Annotated in this window: 17 protein-coding genes; 4 read left to right on the top strand and 13 right to left on the bottom strand. The window is 61.8% G+C overall.

What is annotated here, in order from left to right; translation table 11 throughout:
* Positions 1-21: 21 nt before the first annotated feature.
* The 3 genes from zwf (at position 22) to edd (ending at position 4,109) form a co-directional block, all read left to right on the top strand.
* Complete coding sequence (gene zwf / locus OIU37_RS15495; RefSeq protein ID WP_129417961.1) at positions 22-1,497, top strand: glucose-6-phosphate dehydrogenase; 1,476 nt, start codon at positions 22-24, stop codon at positions 1,495-1,497.
* Between the two features lie 10 nt (positions 1,498-1,507).
* Positions 1,508-2,206: a 6-phosphogluconolactonase gene (gene pgl / locus OIU37_RS15500; protein WP_168310477.1), complete on the top strand. Its 699-nt coding sequence runs from the start codon at positions 1,508-1,510 to the stop codon at positions 2,204-2,206.
* Positions 2,207-2,285: 79 nt separating this feature from the next.
* Entirely contained in the window at positions 2,286-4,109 is a 1,824-nt protein-coding gene (gene edd / locus OIU37_RS15505) for a phosphogluconate dehydratase (protein WP_168314433.1), read from the top strand.
* An 83-nt stretch (positions 4,110-4,192) separates the two neighbouring features.
* Here edd and OIU37_RS15510 read toward each other — a convergent pair whose 3' ends face one another.
* The 6 genes from OIU37_RS15510 to OIU37_RS15535 all read right to left on the bottom strand — a co-directional run bounded on the left by OIU37_RS15510 (position 4,193) and on the right by OIU37_RS15535 (position 11,276).
* Entirely contained in the window at positions 4,193-4,546 is a 354-nt protein-coding gene (locus OIU37_RS15510; protein ID WP_018445791.1) for a hypothetical protein, read from the bottom strand.
* Positions 4,547-4,722: 176 nt separating this feature from the next.
* Entirely contained in the window at positions 4,723-5,811 is a 1,089-nt protein-coding gene (locus OIU37_RS15515) for an ABC transporter ATP-binding protein (RefSeq protein WP_264258010.1), read from the bottom strand.
* Positions 5,812-5,861: 50 nt separating this feature from the next.
* On the bottom strand, positions 5,862-7,514 hold the full coding sequence (locus tag OIU37_RS15520; protein ID WP_264258011.1) for an alpha-glucosidase: 1,653 nt from the start codon (positions 7,512-7,514) through the stop codon (positions 5,862-5,864).
* Between the two features lie 34 nt (positions 7,515-7,548).
* Positions 7,549-8,712: a carbohydrate ABC transporter permease gene (locus OIU37_RS15525; protein WP_168314436.1), complete on the bottom strand. Its 1,164-nt coding sequence runs from the start codon at positions 8,710-8,712 to the stop codon at positions 7,549-7,551.
* Position 8,713: 1 nt separating this feature from the next.
* Positions 8,714-9,727, bottom strand: coding sequence for a carbohydrate ABC transporter permease (locus OIU37_RS15530; protein WP_138334351.1), 1,014 nt, complete (start codon positions 9,725-9,727; stop codon positions 8,714-8,716).
* A gap of 187 nt (positions 9,728-9,914) precedes the next feature.
* Positions 9,915-11,276, bottom strand: a complete 1,362-nt coding sequence (locus OIU37_RS15535; protein ID WP_168310482.1) for an ABC transporter substrate-binding protein — start codon at positions 11,274-11,276, stop codon at positions 9,915-9,917.
* A 308-nt stretch (positions 11,277-11,584) separates the two neighbouring features.
* Between OIU37_RS15535 and OIU37_RS15540 the strand changes: the two genes are divergently transcribed.
* The gene (locus OIU37_RS15540; protein WP_171601584.1) at positions 11,585-12,610 is read left to right on the top strand and encodes a LacI family DNA-binding transcriptional regulator; all 1,026 of its coding nucleotides are present in this window, start codon (positions 11,585-11,587) and stop codon (positions 12,608-12,610) included.
* On the opposite strand, the gene folD is transcribed toward OIU37_RS15540, so the two are convergent.
* The 7 genes from folD to OIU37_RS15575 all read right to left on the bottom strand — a co-directional run bounded on the left by folD (position 12,611) and on the right by OIU37_RS15575 (position 18,724).
* Complete coding sequence (gene folD, locus OIU37_RS15545) at positions 12,611-13,510, bottom strand: bifunctional methylenetetrahydrofolate dehydrogenase/methenyltetrahydrofolate cyclohydrolase FolD (protein ID WP_180693772.1); 900 nt, start codon at positions 13,508-13,510, stop codon at positions 12,611-12,613. It abuts the gene before it with no gap.
* 120 nt (positions 13,511-13,630) lie between these two features.
* Positions 13,631-15,403, bottom strand: a complete 1,773-nt coding sequence (locus tag OIU37_RS15550) for a succinoglycan biosynthesis protein exop (protein ID WP_264258012.1) — start codon at positions 15,401-15,403, stop codon at positions 13,631-13,633.
* 155 nt (positions 15,404-15,558) lie between these two features.
* Positions 15,559-16,398 carry a WecB/TagA/CpsF family glycosyltransferase gene (locus OIU37_RS15555; protein ID WP_264258013.1) on the bottom strand — a complete coding sequence of 280 codons (840 nt, stop codon included), beginning with the start codon at positions 16,396-16,398 and terminating at the stop codon, positions 15,559-15,561.
* A gap of 291 nt (positions 16,399-16,689) precedes the next feature.
* Positions 16,690-17,229 (bottom strand): hypothetical protein, encoded by a 540-nt coding sequence (locus tag OIU37_RS15560; RefSeq protein WP_168314439.1) that lies wholly within the window; start codon positions 17,227-17,229, stop codon positions 16,690-16,692.
* Positions 17,229-17,594 (bottom strand): hypothetical protein, encoded by a 366-nt coding sequence (locus OIU37_RS15565; RefSeq protein ID WP_003545575.1) that lies wholly within the window; start codon positions 17,592-17,594, stop codon positions 17,229-17,231. The genes OIU37_RS15560 and OIU37_RS15565 overlap by 1 nt, the downstream gene beginning before the upstream one ends.
* A gap of 120 nt (positions 17,595-17,714) precedes the next feature.
* Positions 17,715-18,278 (bottom strand): rod-binding protein, encoded by a 564-nt coding sequence (locus OIU37_RS15570; RefSeq protein ID WP_264258014.1) that lies wholly within the window; start codon positions 18,276-18,278, stop codon positions 17,715-17,717.
* A 32-nt stretch (positions 18,279-18,310) separates the two neighbouring features.
* Positions 18,311-18,724: a hypothetical protein gene (locus OIU37_RS15575; protein WP_180693775.1), complete on the bottom strand. Its 414-nt coding sequence runs from the start codon at positions 18,722-18,724 to the stop codon at positions 18,311-18,313.
* Positions 18,725-18,730: the final 6 nt, after the last annotated feature.

The raw sequence follows: 18,730 nt of genomic DNA on the forward strand, positions 1-18,730 counted from the left end.
GCCTGATTGAGAGACAAGCTCATGAGCAGCCAGATTATTCCCGTTGAGCCTTTTGATTACGTCGTTTTCGGCGGCAGCGGCGACCTTGCCGAGCGCAAGTTGCTGCCCGCCCTTTATCATCGCCAGATCGAAGGCCAGTTCAGCGAACCGACCCGCGTGATCGGCGCCTCGCGCAGCCCGTTGACCCACGAGGAATACCGCAATTTTGCCCGCGATGCGCTGAAGGAACACCTGAAGAAGGGCGAATATGACGAGGCTGAGGTGGAGAAGTTCTGTGCCCGCCTCTACTACGTCTCGGTCGATGCCCGCACCGACAGCGGCTGGGATCAGCTGAAGAAATTGCTGGATGAGGGCAAGGAGCGCGTGCGCGCCTTCTATCTGGCGGTTGCGCCCGGCATCTTCGGCGACATTTCGCAGAAGATCCACGACCACAAGCTGATCACCAAGTCGACCCGCATCGTCGTCGAGAAGCCGATCGGCCGCGATCTCGCCTCGGCGCTGCAGCTCAACGACACGATCGGCCGCGCCTTCAAGGAAGAGCAGATCTTCCGCATCGACCACTATCTCGGCAAGGAGACGGTGCAGAACCTGATGGCGCTGCGCTTTGCCAACGCGCTCTACGAGCCGCTGTGGAACGCCAACTACATCGACCACGTGCAGATCACCGTGGCTGAATCGGTCGGCCTCGAAGGCCGCGCCGGCTATTACGACACTGCGGGTGCACTGCGCGACATGGTGCAGAACCACATCCTGCAACTGCTCTGCCTGACGGCGATGGAAGTGCCCTCGTCGATGGATTCGGAGGCCGTTCGCGACGAGAAGCTGAAGGTGCTGCGCGCGCTGAAGCCGCTCAATGCCTCCAACGTCGAGCAGGCGACGGTCCGCGGCCAGTATCGCGCCGGCGCATCGGGCACCGGCCCGGTCAAGGGCTACCTTGAAGAGCTCGAAGGCGGCGTCTCGAACACCGAGACCTTCGTCGCCATCAAGGCCGAGATCAACAACTGGCGCTGGGCCGGCGTTCCCTTCTACATCCGCACCGGCAAGCGCCTGACCGGGCGCATGTCCGAGATCGTCATCACCTTCAAGCCGATCCCGCACGCGATCTTCGACCAGGCGGCCGGGCGCATCGTCGCCAACCAGCTGATCATCCGCCTGCAGCCGGACGAGGGCGTCAAGCAGTCGCTGATGATCAAGGATCCGGGTCCAGGCGGCATGCGCCTGCGCAATGTCTCGCTCGACATGAGCTTCGCCCAGGCCTTCAATGTCCGTAATCCCGACGCCTACGAGCGTCTGCTGATGGACGTGATCCGCTCCAACCAGACATTGTTCATGCGCCGCGACGAAGTGGAAGCCGCATGGAAATGGGTGGATCCGATCCTCAAGGGTTGGGAAACGACCGGCCAGCAAGTGCAGGGCTATACGGCCGGCACCTGGGGGCCGAGCCAGGCCATCGCGCTGATCGAGCGTGACGGCCGCACCTGGCATGACGAAATCTAGGACGAAATCGATGGCATCGACCCTGCATTCCTTCGCCAGCGCCGCAGACCTCGCCGGCAGTCTCGCCGATAAGGTCGCGGATACGCTTTCGGCAGCGATCGCCGCCCGCGGAACGGCCTCCATCGCCGTTTCCGGCGGCTCCACACCGAAGACCTTCTTCCAGGCGCTTTCGACACGCGACATCGCCTGGGAAAAAGTGACGATCACGCTTGTCGACGAACGCTTCGTGCCGGCCGACAATCCACGCTCGAACCATCTGCTGGTCGACGCCAATCTGCTGCAGAACAAGGCGAAGGCGGCACGCTTCCTGCCGCTCTATCAGGATGTGGCCTCCGTGGAGGAGGCAGCAAGGCTCGCAACAGAGAAGACCAAGGCGATCAGTTCACCCTTCGACATCGTCATCCTCGGCATGGGCGGCGATGGCCACACGGCCTCGTTCTTTCCCGACGGCAGCAATCTTGCCAAGGCGATCGATGCATCGACGCCGCGCGGCATCATCACCATGGAAGCGGAAGGAGCCGGCGAGCCGCGCCTGACCTTCACCTTCTCCAGTCTTGAGGATGCCGCACTCCTGGTTCTCCATATTGAGGGCGAAGGCAAAAAAGACGTTCTCGCCAAGGCGGAAGGCAGCGGTGACGAGGCAGAAATGCCGATCCGCGCCGTTCTGCGCCGGGCTACTTCCCCGGTCGAGATCTACTGGGCTCCCTGATCCGCCGCAGATCTGAAATTCAGATTTAGGCCGGAGCCGCCGAAACAGATAGAGACAACGAACAAGGCAGGGATTTTCCATGTCCGCTCATGCACGCATCTCTGCGATCACCGATCGCATCGTCGAACGCTCGAAGCCCACCCGCGAACGCTATCTCGAACGCCTGCGCGCGGCCGCCTCGCAGGGTGTCGCGCGCTCGGTGCTTGGCTGCGCCAACCTTGCCCACGGCTTCGCCGTCTGTTCCCCCGCCGACAAGGATGCGCTCGCCGGCGACCGCATCCCCAATCTCGGCATCATCACCGCCTATAACGACATGCTCTCGGCCCACCAGCCGTTCGAGACCTATCCGGCGATCATCCGCGAGGCAGCGGCCGAAGCAGGCGGCGTGGCGCAGGTGGCCGGCGGCGTGCCGGCGATGTGCGATGGGGTCACCCAGGGACAGCCCGGCATGGAGCTCTCGCTCTTCTCGCGCGACCTGATCGCCATGTCGGCGGGCGTCGGCCTGTCGCATAACATGTTCGATGCCGCCCTCTTCCTCGGCGTCTGCGACAAGATCGTGCCCGGTCTGGTGATCGCGGCGCTCTCCTTCGGGCACCTGCCGTCGATCTTCGTTCCGGCTGGTCCGATGACCACAGGCCTGCCGAACGACGAGAAGTCGCGCGTGCGCCAGCTCTTTGCCGAAGGCAAGGTCGGACGCGCCGAACTGCTGGAGGCGGAATCGAAATCCTATCACGGCCCCGGCACCTGCACCTTCTACGGCACCGCCAATTCCAACCAGATGCTGATGGAGATCATGGGCTTCCACATGCCCGGCTCGTCCTTCATCAATCCCGGCACGCCGCTACGCGAAGCGCTGACGCGCGAAGCCGCCAAGCGGGCGCTGGCGATCACCGCCCTCGGCAACGAATTCACGCCGGCTGGCGAAATGATCGATGAGCGCTCGGTCGTCAACGGCGTCGTCGGCCTGCATGCGACCGGCGGCTCGACCAATCATACGCTGCACCTCGTCGCCATGGCGCGGGCAGCCGGCATCCAGCTCACTTGGCAGGACATTGCCGAGCTTTCGGAAGTCGTCCCGCTGCTTGCCCGCGTCTATCCGAACGGGCTTGCCGACGTGAACCATTTCCAGGCGGCCGGCGGCATGGGTTTCCTCATCAAGGAACTGTTGAAGCACGGTCTGGTGCACGACGACGTGCGCACCGTCTTCGGCCAGGGCCTCCAAGCCTATACGGTCGACGCCCGTCTCGGCGAAAACGGCGGCGTCCTGCGCGAGCCGTCGCCGGAAAAAAGCGTCGATCCCAAGGTTCTCTCCAGCATCGAGACGCCGTTCCAGGCGAATGGCGGATTGAAGATGCTGCGCGGCAATCTCGGCAAGGCGGTCATCAAGATATCCGCCGTCAAGCCGGAGCGCCACATCATCGAGGCTCCGGCAATCATCTTCCACAGCCAGCAGGAACTGCAGGATGCTTTCAAGGAAGGCAAGCTCAACCGCGATTTCATCGCCGTCGTGCGCTTCCAGGGCCCGAAGGCGAACGGCATGCCGGAGCTGCACAAGCTGACGCCGCCGCTCGGCGTGCTGCAGGACCGCGGCTTCCGCGTGGCGCTGCTCACCGACGGGCGTATGTCCGGCGCATCCGGCAAGGTGCCGGCCGCAATCCACGTCACGCCGGAAGCGGTCGACGGCGGTCCGATCGCCCGCATCCGCGAGGGCGACATCATTCGCCTCGACGCAATCAAGGGCACCCTCGAGCTGCTCGTCGACGCAGCCGATTTGGCCGAGCGCGAGCCGGTGACCGTCGATCTCTCCGACAATGAATTCGGCATGGGCCGCGAGCTCTTCGCGCCGTTCCGCCGCGCCGTGGGACCTTCGGATCAGGGTGCGAGCGTGCTCTTCCACCACTGAGCGTGATGGCTTCTGGCAAACAAAAACCCGCGGGGGGGCGCGCAGCACCCCGCGGGTTTTCGATATCGGTGCAGTGATACGCTCTAGGCGCGGATATCGAGAACGTAGTCGCGGTGCGCCGGATGGGTGCTGTAGACGAAGATCTTGTTCAGCTCCTTCTGCGTCAGCAGGCGCAGGAAGCGGACGTCGATCGTATTGTTGGCGTTGACCTTCATCAGCAGGCAACCGACCTTGGTGATGCGGGCATCAGGAATATCCAGATAGAACTGCTTCGGCAGGCTGAACTGGGTGAGGATCGCGAGTGTCGCGCTGCTCATCGAGATCCGGACAATGTCGCAGCGGCGCGAAGCCGCGTGCATGACGCCCTTTTCCGTATATTCGATGCGCGCGGCATTCATCGTGTCCTCCATCTTGAACCGCGCCTCGCGGTCGTACATGAAGGATTCTTCCTTGCTCAGGAAATGAGATTTTGGCTGTGACGGATTGGAAGCGGCCACCTGCTTATCCCCCTCATAAATTGACGAGGAAAAGGTAGCAGCCGATCTTTAACAGAAAGTGAGAATTCGGTCCGTCCCGCACAATTCCTGGGGTGATTACCCCAAAAATGGCCGCCTTACTTTCGGTAGGTATGACCGGTTGCATCAAAGAGATGCAACTTCTGCCTGTCAGCGGCAAACCGCATCCTCTGGCCCTTCTTCACATCGCAGATGCCGGGCAGCTTGACGACGATCGGCTCGCCGGGAACCAGGCCCTCGATATAAAGCAGCGTCACTTCGCCGAGCGCTTCGACGATCGACACTTCACCTTCAAACAGGTAGTCGGCGCCATCGGCAACCCCGAGATCCTCCGGACGCACGCCGAAGCTTGCCTGCTTGCCCATTTCCGACGCATCGGTCGCCACATCGAGGGTCACCGACATGCCGCCGGTCAGCGTCACCGTCGTCTGGCTTCCGGTTCCGGCGACCGTCGCCGGAATGATGTTCATCGCCGGCGAGCCGATGAATTTCGCGACGAAGAGGTTTGCCGGGCGCTCGTAGAGGTCCAGCGGCGCGCCGACCTGCTCGATATTGCCGGCGGAGAGAACGACGATGCGATCAGCAAGCGTCATCGCCTCGACCTGGTCATGGGTGACGTAGATCATCGTCGTATCGGCCATCTGTTCGTTCAGACGGGCGATCTCGATGCGGGTCGCGACGCGCAGCGCGGCATCGAGGTTGGAGAGCGGCTCGTCGAACAGGAAGACCTTGGGATCGCGGCAGATGGCGCGGCCGATCGCCACGCGCTGGCGCTGGCCGCCGGAAAGCGCCTTCGGGAGGCGATCGAGATATTGGGTCAGTTGCAGGCTCTCGGCCGCCGCCCGGACGCGGCGGTCGATCTCCTGGCGGCTTTCGCCGGCGATCTTCATGCCGAACGCCATGTTGTCGAAGACAGTCATATGCGGGTAGAGCGCATAAGACTGGAAGACCATGGCGATGCCGCGCTTGGAGGGCGGCACGTCATTGACGAGATGGCCATCGATATACATCTCACCGCCGGTGATCGCCTCGAGACCGGCGATCATGCGCAGAAGCGTGGACTTGCCACAGCCGGACGGACCGACGAAGACGATGAATTCGCCCTGCTTGATATCGAGATCGATACCATGGAGAACATCCACGGAACCGTAGGATTTGCGGATATCCTTCAGCGTCAGTCCAGTCATTTCTCTCTCCCTGTGTTCCCTGGGCCTGTGTTTCCTTAGGCCTATGTTCCTTAGGCAAGACGGGCGAAATACGCCCCCCAGGCCGGAATATCGATCTTGTCGCCATAGTTGTTGCTGGTAAAGCCATGGCCCGTCAATGCCTGCCATTCTCCCGCCGGTAAGATGACGCCGGCCTCGGCCGGGCTCATGTTGAAGATGCAGAGAAGCTTCTCATTGCCGTATTCACGGGTGAAGACCAGGGTATCGCCCTGTGTTTCCTCGAATTCGATCTCGCCCTTGGCAAAAGCTGGGTGCAGCTTGCGAAAGGCGATGAAGCGGCGATAGTGCTCCAGCACGGAAGTCTCGTCGCCCAGTTGGACGCTGACGGCACGCAGGATATGTTCGACCGGCACCGGCAACCAGGGCTTGACCGTCGAGAAGCCGCCCTGGGCGACCTGGCTGTCCCAGACCATCGGCGTGCGGCAGCCGTCGCGGCCCTTGAATTCCGGCCAGAACTGGATGCCATAGGGGTCCTGCAGATCCTGATAGGCGAGATCGGCCTCGGTCAATGCCAGCTCCTCGCCCTGATAGAGGCAGACTGAGCCGCGCATGGTCATCAGCAACGAAGCATAAAGCTTGGCAAAGGCGTCGTGGTCGGCGACCAGCCCGCCCCAACGGCTGACATGGCGCATGACGTCGTGATTGGAGAAGGCCCAGCAGGCCCAGCCATCCGGTGCCGCCGCTTCGAAATCCTGCATCACTTCTTCGACGCGCTCCGGCGTCAGCGGATCGGGCGCCAGGAACTCGAAGGCATAGCACATATGCATCTTGTCGTTGCCGGAGGTGTATTCGCCGACGATTTCGAGGCCGCGCTGGCTGTCGCCGACTTCGCCGACGGCGGCGATCGCCGGGAATTCCTCGAGAACGGCGCGGAAGCGCTTCAGGAAGGCAAGGTTTTCGGGCCGGTTCTTGTCGTAGAGATGCTCCTGAAAATTATAGGGATTGACCGCCGGCGCCGTCGAGGCGTTGCGGCGCTCGGGCGCAAGCGCCGGGTTGTCGCGCAGTTGCGTGTCATGGAAATAGAAATTGATGGTGTCGAGGCGGAAGCCGTCGACGCCGCGATTGAGCCAGAAGCGCACGACATCGAGCAGACGGTCCTGCACTTCCGGGTTATGCAGGTTCATATCCGGCTGCGAGGTCAGGAAGTTGTGCATGTAATATTGCATGCGCGTCGGATCCCACGCCCATGCCGAGCCGCCGAAAATCGACAGCCAGTTGTTCGGCGGCGTGCCATCCGGCTTGGCATCGGCCCAGACATACCAGTCGGCCTTGGCGTTGGTCTTGCTGGACCGGCTTTGCACGAACCAGGGATGCTGATCCGAGCTGTGGGAGATGACGAGGTCGATCATCACGCGTATGCCGAGGCGATGGGCCTCGGCGATCATCGTGTCGAAATCCACCAGCGTGCCGAAGATCGAATCGACGTTCTCGTAGTCGGAAACGTCATAACCGAAATCGCGCATCGGCGAGGTGAAGAAAGGCGAGATCCAGATCGCATCGACGCCAAGGCTTGCCACATGCGGCAGGCGGGCGGTGATGCCCTTGAGGTCGCCGATGCCGTCACCGTTCGAATCTTGGTAAGAGCGCGGATAGATCTGATAGATCACCGCGCCGCGCCACCAGTCCTTGTCAGGGGTCGAGATCGATTGGGAAGCCACGTTCATGGAATATCCTGTTTGAAGTCACGTTCGGGAATGGTCAGCCTCCCTTGACCGAACCCGCCAGCAGACCGCGCACCAGGTAACGCTGAAGCCCGAAGAAGACGAGCAGCGGCACGATGATGGTGACGAAGGCTGACGCCGTCAAAATCTCCCAATTGCCACCGCGCGAGCCGAGCAGCGCGTTCAGGCTGCCGGTCAGCACGATGTGGTCCTTGTCGGTGCCGAGGAAGACCATGGCGACGAGCAAGTCGTTCCACACCCACAGGAACTGGAAGATGGCGAAGGAGGCGAGTGCCGGGAAGGACAGTGGCAAAACGATGCGGACGAAGATCTCGAAATCACTCGCGCCGTCGACGCGGGCGGATTCGATGATCTCCTTCGGCAGGCCGGCGATATAGGCCCGCAAGAGATAGATGGCGAGCGGCATGCCGAAAGCGGTATGGGCAAGCCAGATGCCGGGATAGGTCTTCGACGGCTGGCCGAGCATGTTGCCGATCTCGTTGTAGAGGCGCAGCAGCGGGATCAGCGACATCTGCAGCGGCACGACGATGAGGCCAACGACGAGCGCAATCAGCAGCCCGCGGCCGGGAAATTCCATCCAGCTGAGCGCATAGGCGGCGAAAGCGGCAATCAGGATCGGGATGATCGTCGCCGGGATCGTCACGGTCAGCGAGTTGATGAAGGACTGGCCGATACCCTCGCCTCTTAGAACCGTATTGTAGTTCTGCAGCGTGAATTCCGGCGGCGCCGAGACGGATGCATAGATGCGCTTCGGGCGTTGGTCGGGCGAAAAGGCGGTGTTCTTCACATAGCGGTAGCTGCCATCGCTGTTGATCTGCAGGGTTTCACCGTCGCCGAGATCGGCGGTCTCCCCGGCCTTAAAGGCGGCCGGCTGCTGTATGCGGTTGCCGAAGGCCTTCACCGCCCGGCCGGCCTGACCTTCCAGCACATTGCCCGAGATGACGTAGCTGGCGCCCTCTTGCTTTTGCTGGTCGGGTGTACCGAGGCGGACCGCGGCGGTTTGCGTCGAGCCGACGAAGGCCGTCCACCAGCCGGAGACGACGATCTGGTCCTTGTCGCGCAGCGCGCTGACGAAGATGCCGAGTGTCGGGATGAGCCAGATGATGACGATCAGCAGAACGGCTGCGTGAACAAAGAGACGGGCGGGGCCCATCTTGAAGTAACTTCCGATAGCGGTCATCTCAGTGGCCCTTCAATTCGCGATTGGCGCGGCGCACGTTCCAAACCATGATCGGCGTGACGGCGAGCATGATGATGATGGCGATGACCGCACTTCGGCCGGAATCACCGCCACCGCGGAACATCCAGTCGAACATCAGGTTCGCCAGCACCATCGTCTGCCACTGGCCGTTGGTCATGGTCAGCACGATGTCGAAGACCTTGAGGACGAGGATAGTGATCGTCGTCCAGACGACGGCGATGGAGCCCCAGATCTGCGGCACCATGATGCGCCAGAAGATCTGCCAGCCATTGGCGCCGTCAATGACGGCGGCTTCGATCGTCTCTTCCGGAATGCCGCGAAGAGCCGCCGACAGGATGACCATCGCGAAACCGGTCTGGATCCAGATCAGGATGATCATCAGGAAGAAGTTGTTCCAGAAGGGAATGGAGATCCACACCTCCGGCGTGCCGCCGAAGGTCTGAACGATGGCGTTCAGCAGGCCGATCTGGACATCGTTGCCGCCGCGATATTCATAGATGAATTTCCAGATGACCGAGGCGCCGACGAAGGAGATCGCCATCGGCATGAAGACGATGCTCTTGGCGATATTGCCCCACCAGATGCGATCGGTCATCACGGCGATGACGAGGCCGAAGAAGGTGCAGGCAGCCGGCACCACGGCGAGCCAGAGGATGTTGTTGAAGATCGACTGGCGGAATTCGCGGTCACCGAGCGCCCATTTGTAATTGGCGAGGCCGACGAACTGCAGACCGGCGCGGTCGTAGAAGGAGAGGATGAAGGTCGCAACCACGGGATAGACGAGGTAGACGACGAGCAGGAAGAGCGCCGGGCCGATGAACAGCCATGGCCGGACGAGCGCGCGGCGGTTCAGATTGCGCGATGCCGCTCGGATGTCGCCATCCTTCACCGGCAGAGCCATGTCCAGAATCTTATTTGAAAAATAGAAATAGGCCGAACACGCGATCACGGCGGCGAACACGACGCCCAAAGCGGACACTATCTGCAACAGCATTTCGTCCCTCCCCTGCTTCCCCTGATCTTATTCCGATCGGTTTTTAATTCTGACGGGTCGACCTCAGTCACCGTCAATCTCTTTGATTGCCTGATCACAATATATCCTGCGATGGCCGGGCTCTTTGCGAGCCCGGCCAGTCATGCAAGCCGTGCCGCCGGCAAGCCGGCAGCATCGTCTTGAAGGATTACTTGATGCCGTCCCAGGCGCTCTGGATTTCGCCAGCGGCCTCTTCAGCGGACTTGCCACCGACGAAATCGACCATGCCCGTCCAGAAGGCGCCGGCGCCGATCTTGCCCGGCATCAGGTCGGAACCGTCGAAGCGGAAGGTGGTGGCGGAGGTCAGGATATCGCCTTCCTTCTTCATCTGTGGGTTGGCATAGGCCTCGGTGCTGACGCTCTTATATGGCGTCAGGAAGCTCGACTGCGCCATCCAGACCTCATGCGCGATCGGGGTCTTCAGGAAGTCGATGAAGGCGCGGGCCGTCTTCGAGTCCTTGGCGATCGAGACGAGCGTGCCGGCGCCGAGAACCGGCTTGCCGAGTTCGGGATGCGAAGCAAAGGTCGGCATGTAGAAGAAGTCGGCATCCTGGCCGAGCTTCGTGCCCTCAGGGAAGAAGGACGGGATGAACGAGGCCTGATGGTGCATGTAGCACTTCGGCGGAACCGCGAAGAGGCCCTTCGGGCTGTCGCGGAAATCGGTCGAGGCCACGGCCGCGACGCCGCCGTCGACGTATTTCTCGTTCTTGGCGAACTTGCCGAATTCGTCGATCGCGGCGACGACGGCCGGATCGGTGAACTTCAGCTCGTTGGTCGTCCACTTGTCGTAGGCTTCCGGCGGCTGCATGCGCAGCATGATATCCTCGACCCAATCGGTCGCCGGCCAGCCGGTGGCGCCGCCGGAACCAAGACCGATGCACCAGGGGACGCCGCCATCCTTGACGATCTGGTCGGTCAGGGCATGCAGCTCTTCCATGGTCGTCGGGATCTTGTAGCCGGCTTCCTCGAAGTTCTCCGGAACATACCAGACGAGCGACTTGACGTCGGCCTTATAAGGGAAGGCGTAGAAGGCTTCCTTGCCGTCCTTGCCCTTGTAGGTGCCGTAACCGACCCAGCTGTCGCCGGCGCCGTAATTGTCCTTGATCCACTTGGAATTGTCGTCGCCGAGCGGCGTCAGGAAGCCCTTGCTGGCGAGATCGGCGAGCAGGCCCGGTTGCGGCAGAATGGCAATGTTTGGCGGCGAGCCCGCCTGCGTGTCGATGACGATCTGCTGTTCGTAGTTTTCGGAAGAGGAGTATTTGGCATCGATGCCGGTGGCTTCGGTGAAGTAGGCAAGCACGCTCATGAAGAACGCCTCGTCCTCGCCGCGCCACGGTCCGAAGATCGTCAGCGGCTGACCCTTCAGATCGGCATGCGCAGCCTTGAATTCGTCATAGCTCTTCCAGTTGAACTTGGCATCCTGTCCCGGCGCAAATTTCAGATCGGCCGCAGACGCAGCACCGGCAAAAAGCGCTGCCACGGCAACGCCCATCAAAAATGACTTTTTCATGTGATCATCCTCCCATCACAGTCCCAACCGCGCTGAATTCCCTCAATAAAGAAATTTCAAAGCGCTTTGACACCCAACTCATTCCACTTTCGGTGGAATGGAGTCAAGTCAATTCGCGAAAACCCGCTGTGAACATGCCGGATATCGCGGCATATCGCGGCGCAGCAGCGCCTATCGGGAAATATGGAGCGATTTTTCTTGAGTCAAGCGCGCCAGATGATACATAATTGAAAGCGCTTTGGATGCCACTGGGAGGCGGCAGGCCTTTTCAAGACGGCTGATGGGCGGGCTGGGAGGAAGCATAGCAGGTGAATCTCAAACAGCTATCGGAATTGCTGGGGCTGTCTCAGACGACGGTGAGCCGGGCGCTGAACGGCTATCCCGAGGTCAATGAGGCGACCCGGGAGCGCGTGCTTCAGGCTGTCAAGGAAACCGGATACAGGCCGAACAAGGCGGCGCAGCGGCTTGCGACCGGCAAGGCAGGCTCGATCGGCCTCGTCATGCCGACGGCGCCCGGTCACCAGTCCGACGTGCATTTCGGTGAATTCCTGGCCGGGCTCGGCGAAGAGGCCGTGCGCCACGATTTCCACTTCGTGATCATGCCTGCCGACCCGGATGACGAGGTGGCGGCGCTGCGCCGCCTTGCGATCAGCGGCAATGTCGATGCCCTGTTCGTCGCCTATATGCGCGGCCACGACCCGCGGCTCGCCATGCTGAAATCGCTCTCCATGCCCTATGTCGTGCACGGCCGGTCCTTCGGTTCGGAGCCGGACTATCCCTATCTCGACATCGACAATGAAGGCGCCTTCTACGATGCGACGCGGCTCTTGCTGCAGCTCGGCCATACGCGCTTTGCGCTGATGAACGGACCGATGCATCTCGATTTCGCCATCCGCAGGAAGAACGGCGTCGTATCGGCCCTTGCCGAGCGCGGGCTCACGCTCGAGGAGGGTTGCATGAGCCACGCGCTGATGACGGACGAACAAGGCCTGCTGGCGATGGAACACTTCCTGCAATTGCCGGAGCGGCCGACGGCGATCCTCTGCTCCAGCACGGTGCTGGCGCTCGGCGCGATCCGCGCGGTCAACCAGGCCGGATTGCGGCTCGGTGAGGATATCTCGCTGATCGCCCATGACGACGTGCTGCCGCTGCTGAAACCGGAAAGCTTTTCGGTGCCGCTGACGACGACACGCTCTTCATTGCGGGCGGCGGGCGTTCGCATTGCGCAACGGCTGATCGGCACGGTGAAGCAGGCCGGCCCCTTCCCCGACCAGGAGCTCTGGAAGACCGAGCTGATCGTCAGGGCCTCGACCGGTCCTGCCCCGCGGCCGTAGTCAAAACTGGGGCGGCGTCTGCCCCGCAGCGCGATGAGCGGCGATGACGGTGTTGGCCATCAGCATGGCGATGGTCATCGGTCCGACGCCGCCGGGAACCGGAGTAATGGTACCGGCGACCGCCGAGACCTCCTCGAAGGCGACGTCGCCGACGAGCCGGGTCTTGCCCTCGCCTCTTTCGGGGGCCGCGACACGGTTGATGCCGACGTCGATGACCGTCGCACCGGGCTTGACCCAATCGGCCCTGACCATCTCCGGTCGGCCGACGGCGGCCACCAGGATATCGGCGTTGCGGCAGACCTCGGCAAGATTCTTGGTCCTGGAATGGGCAATCGTCACCGTCGCATTGGCGTTGAGCAGCAATTGCGCCATCGGCTTGCCGAACAGGTTGGAGCGGCCAATGACGACGGCGTTGAGGCCGGAGAGATCCTCGCCATGGGTGCGGCGGACGAAGACCATGGCGCCGGCCGGGGTGCAGGAGACCAGTCCGGTCTTCAGGTCGCCGGTGGCGAGCTTGCCGGCATTGACGACGCTCAGGCCGTCGACATCCTTTACCGGCAGGATCGACTGGATGATCGCCTCGCTGTCGAGCGGCTTCGGCAAGGGCAGTTGCACCAAAATGCCGTGGATCGACGGATCGGCGTTGAGGGTGGCGACGAGAGCTGCCAGATCCTCCTGCTTCGTCTCAGCCGGCAGCGTGTGCTGAACGGATTTGAAGCCGCACTCCTTGGCCATGCGGCCCTTGGAGCCGACATAGGCGTGGCTTGCCGGGTCATCGCCGACGATGACGACCGCAAGGCCGGTGGTGACGCCGCTGCTCTTTTCCAGCGCCGCCGTCGCACTCTTGACCGTCTGAATGACCGATGCAGCTACGTTCTTTCCGTCGATTACTGTCGTCACGCGTCTCTCCGCCCTGTTTCGCGTCAATCTATGGATACTCGGCGAGCGTCAATTGCCCGCTAACGCCCTATCCTGTCGGAAAGCGGCAATGCAATAGCAAGCTTGCAAGGAAATGTTCGTTCAGCGCAGCGGCTGCCGCGCTTCGAGCGCATGCACACGAAGCCGGTCGCGCAGGCCGGAGATTTCGGAGCGCAGCAGCTCCATTTCGTCGGCTGGTGCGAGGGCCTGCGCGGGCATCGAGGGCAGTGGGGCCTGCGGCCGGGATACGGGCATTTTCTCGCTTGTGGACTCGGCGACAGGCCTACGCCGCCGGAGCAGGAAGGTCGCGGCAAGGCCTGTCGCAAGGCCCGTCGCGGCACCGGCCAGCGCGCGGCCGGCCAGGCCATCGCTTCCCAATACTGCGGTTGCCAATGCCGGCTTCAGGAGAACGACACGACCGTCGGCGGCCGTTTCCGCCGTTGCGGACGACGCCTCTTCGAGGCGCGAGCGGGCGGCATTCGCCTTTTCGCTGAGTTCGGTCAGGCGTGACAAATCGACGCCGGTGTCCCGGCTCTGGGCGATCAGCGTGTTGCGGCGATCGTTCAGACCCTTGCGCGCATCGACGGCGACCTTGGCGGAGAGGTTGGCAGCCTGGGCAAGACGGCTAAGCTCCTTGCCCATATTCTCCTTGAGACCGTCAGTTTCGGCCTGCTGCTGCAAGAGGCGCGGATGACGCGGACCGAGTTCGGCCGAAAGCTGCGCAAGCGTCGTTTTGGCGACGGCATATTTGTCGCGCCAGTCCTGCAGCGCCGGCGAAAGCATGTCGGAGGGGAGCGAACCGTCGAGCACTTCGGCAAGTTTTGCAGCCTTGAGCCGGTCGGCCTGCGCCTTGGCGGCAAGGATGTTCTGGTCGGCCGCTTTCAGATCGGCATCGAGCCGATCGATCTGGCGGCGAAGATCGATCGCCACCTTGACGTTGCCCTCGCCGCTCTTCGCGGTGAAGGCGGCAAGCTCCGCCTTGACCTCGTTATAGGTTTTACGCAAGGCGGTATCGGTCTCGACGTTGCCGCCGGCTCCGTCTGCGGCGGACACCGCTTCGGCAAGCCTTGCGGCGATGCGCATGGATTTGCCGCTGTCGCCGGTCGTCACCCTGACGAGGATGGTGCCGGCGGCGGCATCGGGCAGTATCTCGACCGCATGTTTCAGCGTCGCCTCGGCCCGCGAAGCCGGATCGGCAGCAGCGCCGGTCGCCGAGAGGAGATCGAGCGCAACGCCGAGCGCATTGGCACTGGCGCCGGCAAATTCGGGATCATGATCGAGTTTCAGGGCGGCGACCGTCGAAGCAACCACCCTCGCCGACAGCAGCCCTTTCACTGCTGCCTGGGTGAAGGCAGCGCGGCTTGCGGCATCGCTCTTCACCGCAAGCGTCGTCTCGGCACGGTAGAGGGCCGGCGAAGCTGGCATCAGCGCCGGCAAGCCCGCGCCGATCATCGTCGCGGCGGCCACCATCATCGCAAGGCCGATCCCGCTCGCTCGACGCCGCTGCGCTGCCGGCCGGGGCTCGGCGGGTTCTTCACGAACCGCGGCCAGCGGTTCGGGTGAGCTCATCGGCTCGTCGGCCGGAACGCTCAGCTCTTCATCGTCCGCCGGCTCTTGAAGAATCGGATGGCCGACATCGTTGGCGGCCCGAAGGCGGTTGCCGAGGATGGTTTCGATGCGGTCGACCAGCGGTTCGGTGCGCGCCGCTCTTGTGCGCTGTTCTTCCAGCGCGCGACCGATGGCGCGCAGTAATTCGGCCTCGGGCGGCGCGATATCAGGCCTGCTCGACCGGGGCGGCCCATAGGAATCGTCATGGGCGCGGGGCCTTGCGGCTGCGCGATCCTGGAAGCTGTTTCTGGCCCTGATATCGTACATTTGCACCACATCTCATGCACATGATGGCCGAGTTCGCTCACCCGCACGAATGCAGATGATTAAGCGACTCTAAATATTCATGGCAAAGAAATGGTTAACCGCAGCGGGCAAGAATTGCTAAGCCGCGCGTCCTGTTAGACACGCGGCGCTATAGGTCAGCTCGCCTTCTTACGCTCCGCCCGCGGCTGAAGCGCGCTGCCGTGCTCTTCCGGATGGCTGAGGATCCTTTCGCGCCGGCGGAAGCGGTAGCGCAGGACATGGAAGAGGAAGACCGGGATGCCGATGATGTAACGGCGCCAGAGGCGCGTCGGCTCCTGTAGCAGGCGATAGGCCCATTCCAGGCGCATCATCCGCACCGTCTTCGGCGCACGCGGGACGGCGCCGGAGACGAAGTCGAAGAGAGCGCCGACGGTCAGCACCAGGCGCGCATGATCGGCGCGGATATTGTTGTGAACCCATTTCTCCTGCAGCGGCGTTCCCATGCCGACGATCAGGATATCGAGCTTCTGGTGCTCGAGCTCCTCGATGACTTCAGTGGAATCGACCTTGTCGAAGTAACCGTCGGAAACAACGACGAATTCGTGCCAGGGCGTGTGCTTGCGGAAATTTTCCGCCGCCGCCTCGACGACCGAGCGCTTACCGCCGATGAGACCGATGCGGCGCGGAGCCTCCATGAAGGTCAGGAAAGCCGGCACGAAATCGGTGCCGTTCAGATTGGCGGGAAATGGCGCGCCATGGGCGATCTGTGATGCGATGTTGAGGCCGATGCCATCCGGCAGCACCAGATTGTGCGACATGATCCGGTAATATTCGTCGTCGCGCAGCGTCGTCAGCATGTTGTGGGCGTTGACGAAGCAAACCACGGTCTGGCCGACGGGAATGGAGGCCAGCTCGTTGATGAAAACGAGGGCGTCGTCCCAGCCGAGATCGCAGACCGGCAGATCGAAGATCGTCCGCCGCGATGCGAGCACCGCGAAGTTTGCAATCAGATTCATTCCTACCTCCTGCCGAGGGTGCTGCATGCGCCCGACATCCCGGAAAACAAGCCCATATTTCCGCACCGGAGGTCTCGAAAGGACCCGGTCGCGTCCCGCTGGTGGGCGTCGCTCCGATCCCGGATAAGCGGCGCATGCCAAGCTGTGACAGCTGATATAACAGGACGGTTTCAAACAACCCTTAGGAAAATTCCTTGAATTTCCATGCTCGCATAAGTGGTTTGTTAACCAAGCGCGCCAACGACAAACGGCGCCCTCGGGCGCCGTTTGTCGTCGATGAAATGATAGTCCTTAATGGGCCGCTGGCGCCGGTGCTTCGGCGGCCGGTGCGGTCTCGACGATCTTGACGGGCGCGCCCACCTTCTTCGGCTGACCGGCGGAGCTTTCCTTGACCTCTTCCTTGGAGAGATAGTCGAGCTGTTCCAGCATCACGTCGGCGACGTATTCGCCGCCGAGGCGCTCGTTCATGCCCTTCTTGATCTCCTCACGGAAAGCCTTCGGATCGAAAGATTTGATGTGGGCGATATCAACCATCTTGTTGCCGACGAGCAGGCTGAAAAGCTCGTCCGTCGTCATCTCGCTCAGCGGCAGCGTCACGCCTTTCAGCATGTCCTTGTTCATCATGAAAGAAACGCGGCCGAGGAAATAGCCGGTGATCGCACCGTTGCCGATAATCGGCACCGTGATCGTTTCGCCCTTCACCAGTTCAAGCGCGCTTTGCTTGGAATCCGTTGCTGCGGGCGCCGGCGCGGTCGCCAGGTACACCGAGATATAGACCGATGCCAAGGTGATGGCGCAAACCCAGACACCGGTGAGGACGAGCTTGATCATCAGTTTCCACGCGCGGCGAATTGTTCCTGGGAATAGGTGCCGTCGGCATCGGCGTCCTGAACTGCGTTCTTCAGCAGGTCGGCGACAGCGCGAACCGCTTCGAGATGCGCCTCGACGCGACGGGCATTGAGAACCAGTTTTTTCTTCAGGCCGTGCAACTGATCGAGATGGGCAGCGGCAAGCTCGGCCGGATCGGTATCGCGGAAAAGCATCGACAGCTCGTAGAGGCAGCGGCTCTTATGGGCATTGGAGACCTTGAGATCGAACTGCGGATCGTTGCCGATCCGGGTGTTCTCATTATCGATGATCATTTCGAGGCGTCCGAGAACGGATTTGATCCTGTATTCGTTCGAAATTATTTCCATGGTACCCTCGGTTATGCTTCGCTTAGAGCATGATGCCAAAAAACGTGCGCGGTTTCGGACGACAGCATGCTCTAACTGTTAATTGGAACGGGATTCGATTTTTGGCCGACGGGCCTAAGATCACCCTGTTCTATCGGGCTTGGCTTCGGCGGTCGGCGTGCCAAAGGTCTTGCGCTGGAAGTCGTCGATCATGCTGAGCGCGGTGTTGCGGTCATCGTCGTCGGTGGAGGCATTGACGATCTTGCCTTCCTGCCGGCGCAACTGCTCGCTGTACATCTGCTTGGCGATGCCGATGCCGTCTCCCTTGGCCATGGTGTTGCCAAGCTGTTCGGCCATCATGCCTTTCCAGATATCGCCGGTCGCGCCCTTGCCGTAGACCTCTTCGCTTTCGCTCGGCAGCATGGACTTGACGAAATTCTGCAGGACCATGGCCTCGAACTTCCGGTAGCTTTCCGGAACTTCCTCGGTCTTGGTGCGGTTCTGGACGTTGGCGAGGCCGCTCTTCTGGCCGACATGATCGAGAACGTCGACCGTATTGGAGAAGCCCTTGCCATTTTCGGCGAGACTTGTTGCGGCAAAGGCCGCACGATTTGCCTTCAACTTTTCCTGGGCCGCCTGGACCTCCATGGGGTCGGCAGCTTTGACAACATCCAGGACCAGATCACTGGGAGGCGATATAGCCACGTTACAATCCTCTGAATTTAAGATCGTAACGACTATAGTTTTTGAAGCTTGCTGGAGGCTGGCGTTGCGAATTGCTGGTCGATGACATCGTAGACGGCGTTGTCATCGGCCTCGCGGCGCTCGGCCTCGAGTGCTTCCTTCATGCCCTCTTCAAAGCGGTCACCCTTGGCGCGCTCGCGCGCCAGCCGCATCTCGTGGATCTGCTGCATGCCGGTCAGCTGCTGGTCCTTGATGCTGAGCCTGCCGAATCGGTCGGCGTAATTCTGCGAGAAGGCATGGTGGACGGGGTCCATCGAGCCGAGCGCGAGGATGACGTCGTCCATCGCCACATTAACCTCGACACGCTGGCGGCTGGTTTCGGCCAGGTCGTTCTCGGCCATTCTTTCGATATGCCGCTGCACCGAGAGCAGTCGCTTGAGCTTTTGGGAGCGGCTCTTTTCGACCATGACAGC

Origin of the sequence: Rhizobium sp. BT-226, from assembly GCF_025847085.2 — a bacterium.
Lineage (GTDB): Bacteria > Pseudomonadota > Alphaproteobacteria > Rhizobiales > Rhizobiaceae > Rhizobium > Rhizobium sophorae.

Excerpts from the sequence above, each read along its gene's own strand:
- zwf (WP_129417961.1), top strand. The coding sequence starts at position 22 with ATGAGCAGCCAGATTATTCCCGTTGAGCCTTTTGATTACGTCGTTTTC.
- pgl (WP_168310477.1), top strand. The coding sequence starts at position 1,508 with ATGGCATCGACCCTGCATTCCTTCGCCAGCGCCGCAGACCTCGCCGGC.
- edd (WP_168314433.1), top strand. The coding sequence starts at position 2,286 with ATGTCCGCTCATGCACGCATCTCTGCGATCACCGATCGCATCGTCGAA.
- OIU37_RS15510 (WP_018445791.1), bottom strand. The coding sequence starts at position 4,546 with ATGTACGACCGCGAGGCGCGGTTCAAGATGGAGGACACGATGAATGCC.
- OIU37_RS15515 (WP_264258010.1), bottom strand. The coding sequence starts at position 5,811 with ATGACTGGACTGACGCTGAAGGATATCCGCAAATCCTACGGTTCCGTG.
- OIU37_RS15520 (WP_264258011.1), bottom strand. The coding sequence starts at position 7,514 with ATGAACGTGGCTTCCCAATCGATCTCGACCCCTGACAAGGACTGGTGG.
- OIU37_RS15525 (WP_168314436.1), bottom strand. The coding sequence starts at position 8,712 with ATGACCGCTATCGGAAGTTACTTCAAGATGGGCCCCGCCCGTCTCTTT.
- OIU37_RS15530 (WP_138334351.1), bottom strand. The coding sequence starts at position 9,727 with ATGCTGTTGCAGATAGTGTCCGCTTTGGGCGTCGTGTTCGCCGCCGTG.
- OIU37_RS15535 (WP_168310482.1), bottom strand. The coding sequence starts at position 11,276 with ATGAAAAAGTCATTTTTGATGGGCGTTGCCGTGGCAGCGCTTTTTGCC.
- OIU37_RS15550 (WP_264258012.1), bottom strand. The coding sequence starts at position 15,403 with ATGTACGATATCAGGGCCAGAAACAGCTTCCAGGATCGCGCAGCCGCA.
- OIU37_RS15555 (WP_264258013.1), bottom strand. The coding sequence starts at position 16,398 with ATGAATCTGATTGCAAACTTCGCGGTGCTCGCATCGCGGCGGACGATC.
- OIU37_RS15560 (WP_168314439.1), bottom strand. The coding sequence starts at position 17,229 with ATGATCAAGCTCGTCCTCACCGGTGTCTGGGTTTGCGCCATCACCTTG.
- OIU37_RS15565 (WP_003545575.1), bottom strand. The coding sequence starts at position 17,594 with ATGGAAATAATTTCGAACGAATACAGGATCAAATCCGTTCTCGGACGC.
- OIU37_RS15575 (WP_180693775.1), bottom strand. The coding sequence starts at position 18,724 with ATGGTCGAAAAGAGCCGCTCCCAAAAGCTCAAGCGACTGCTCTCGGTG.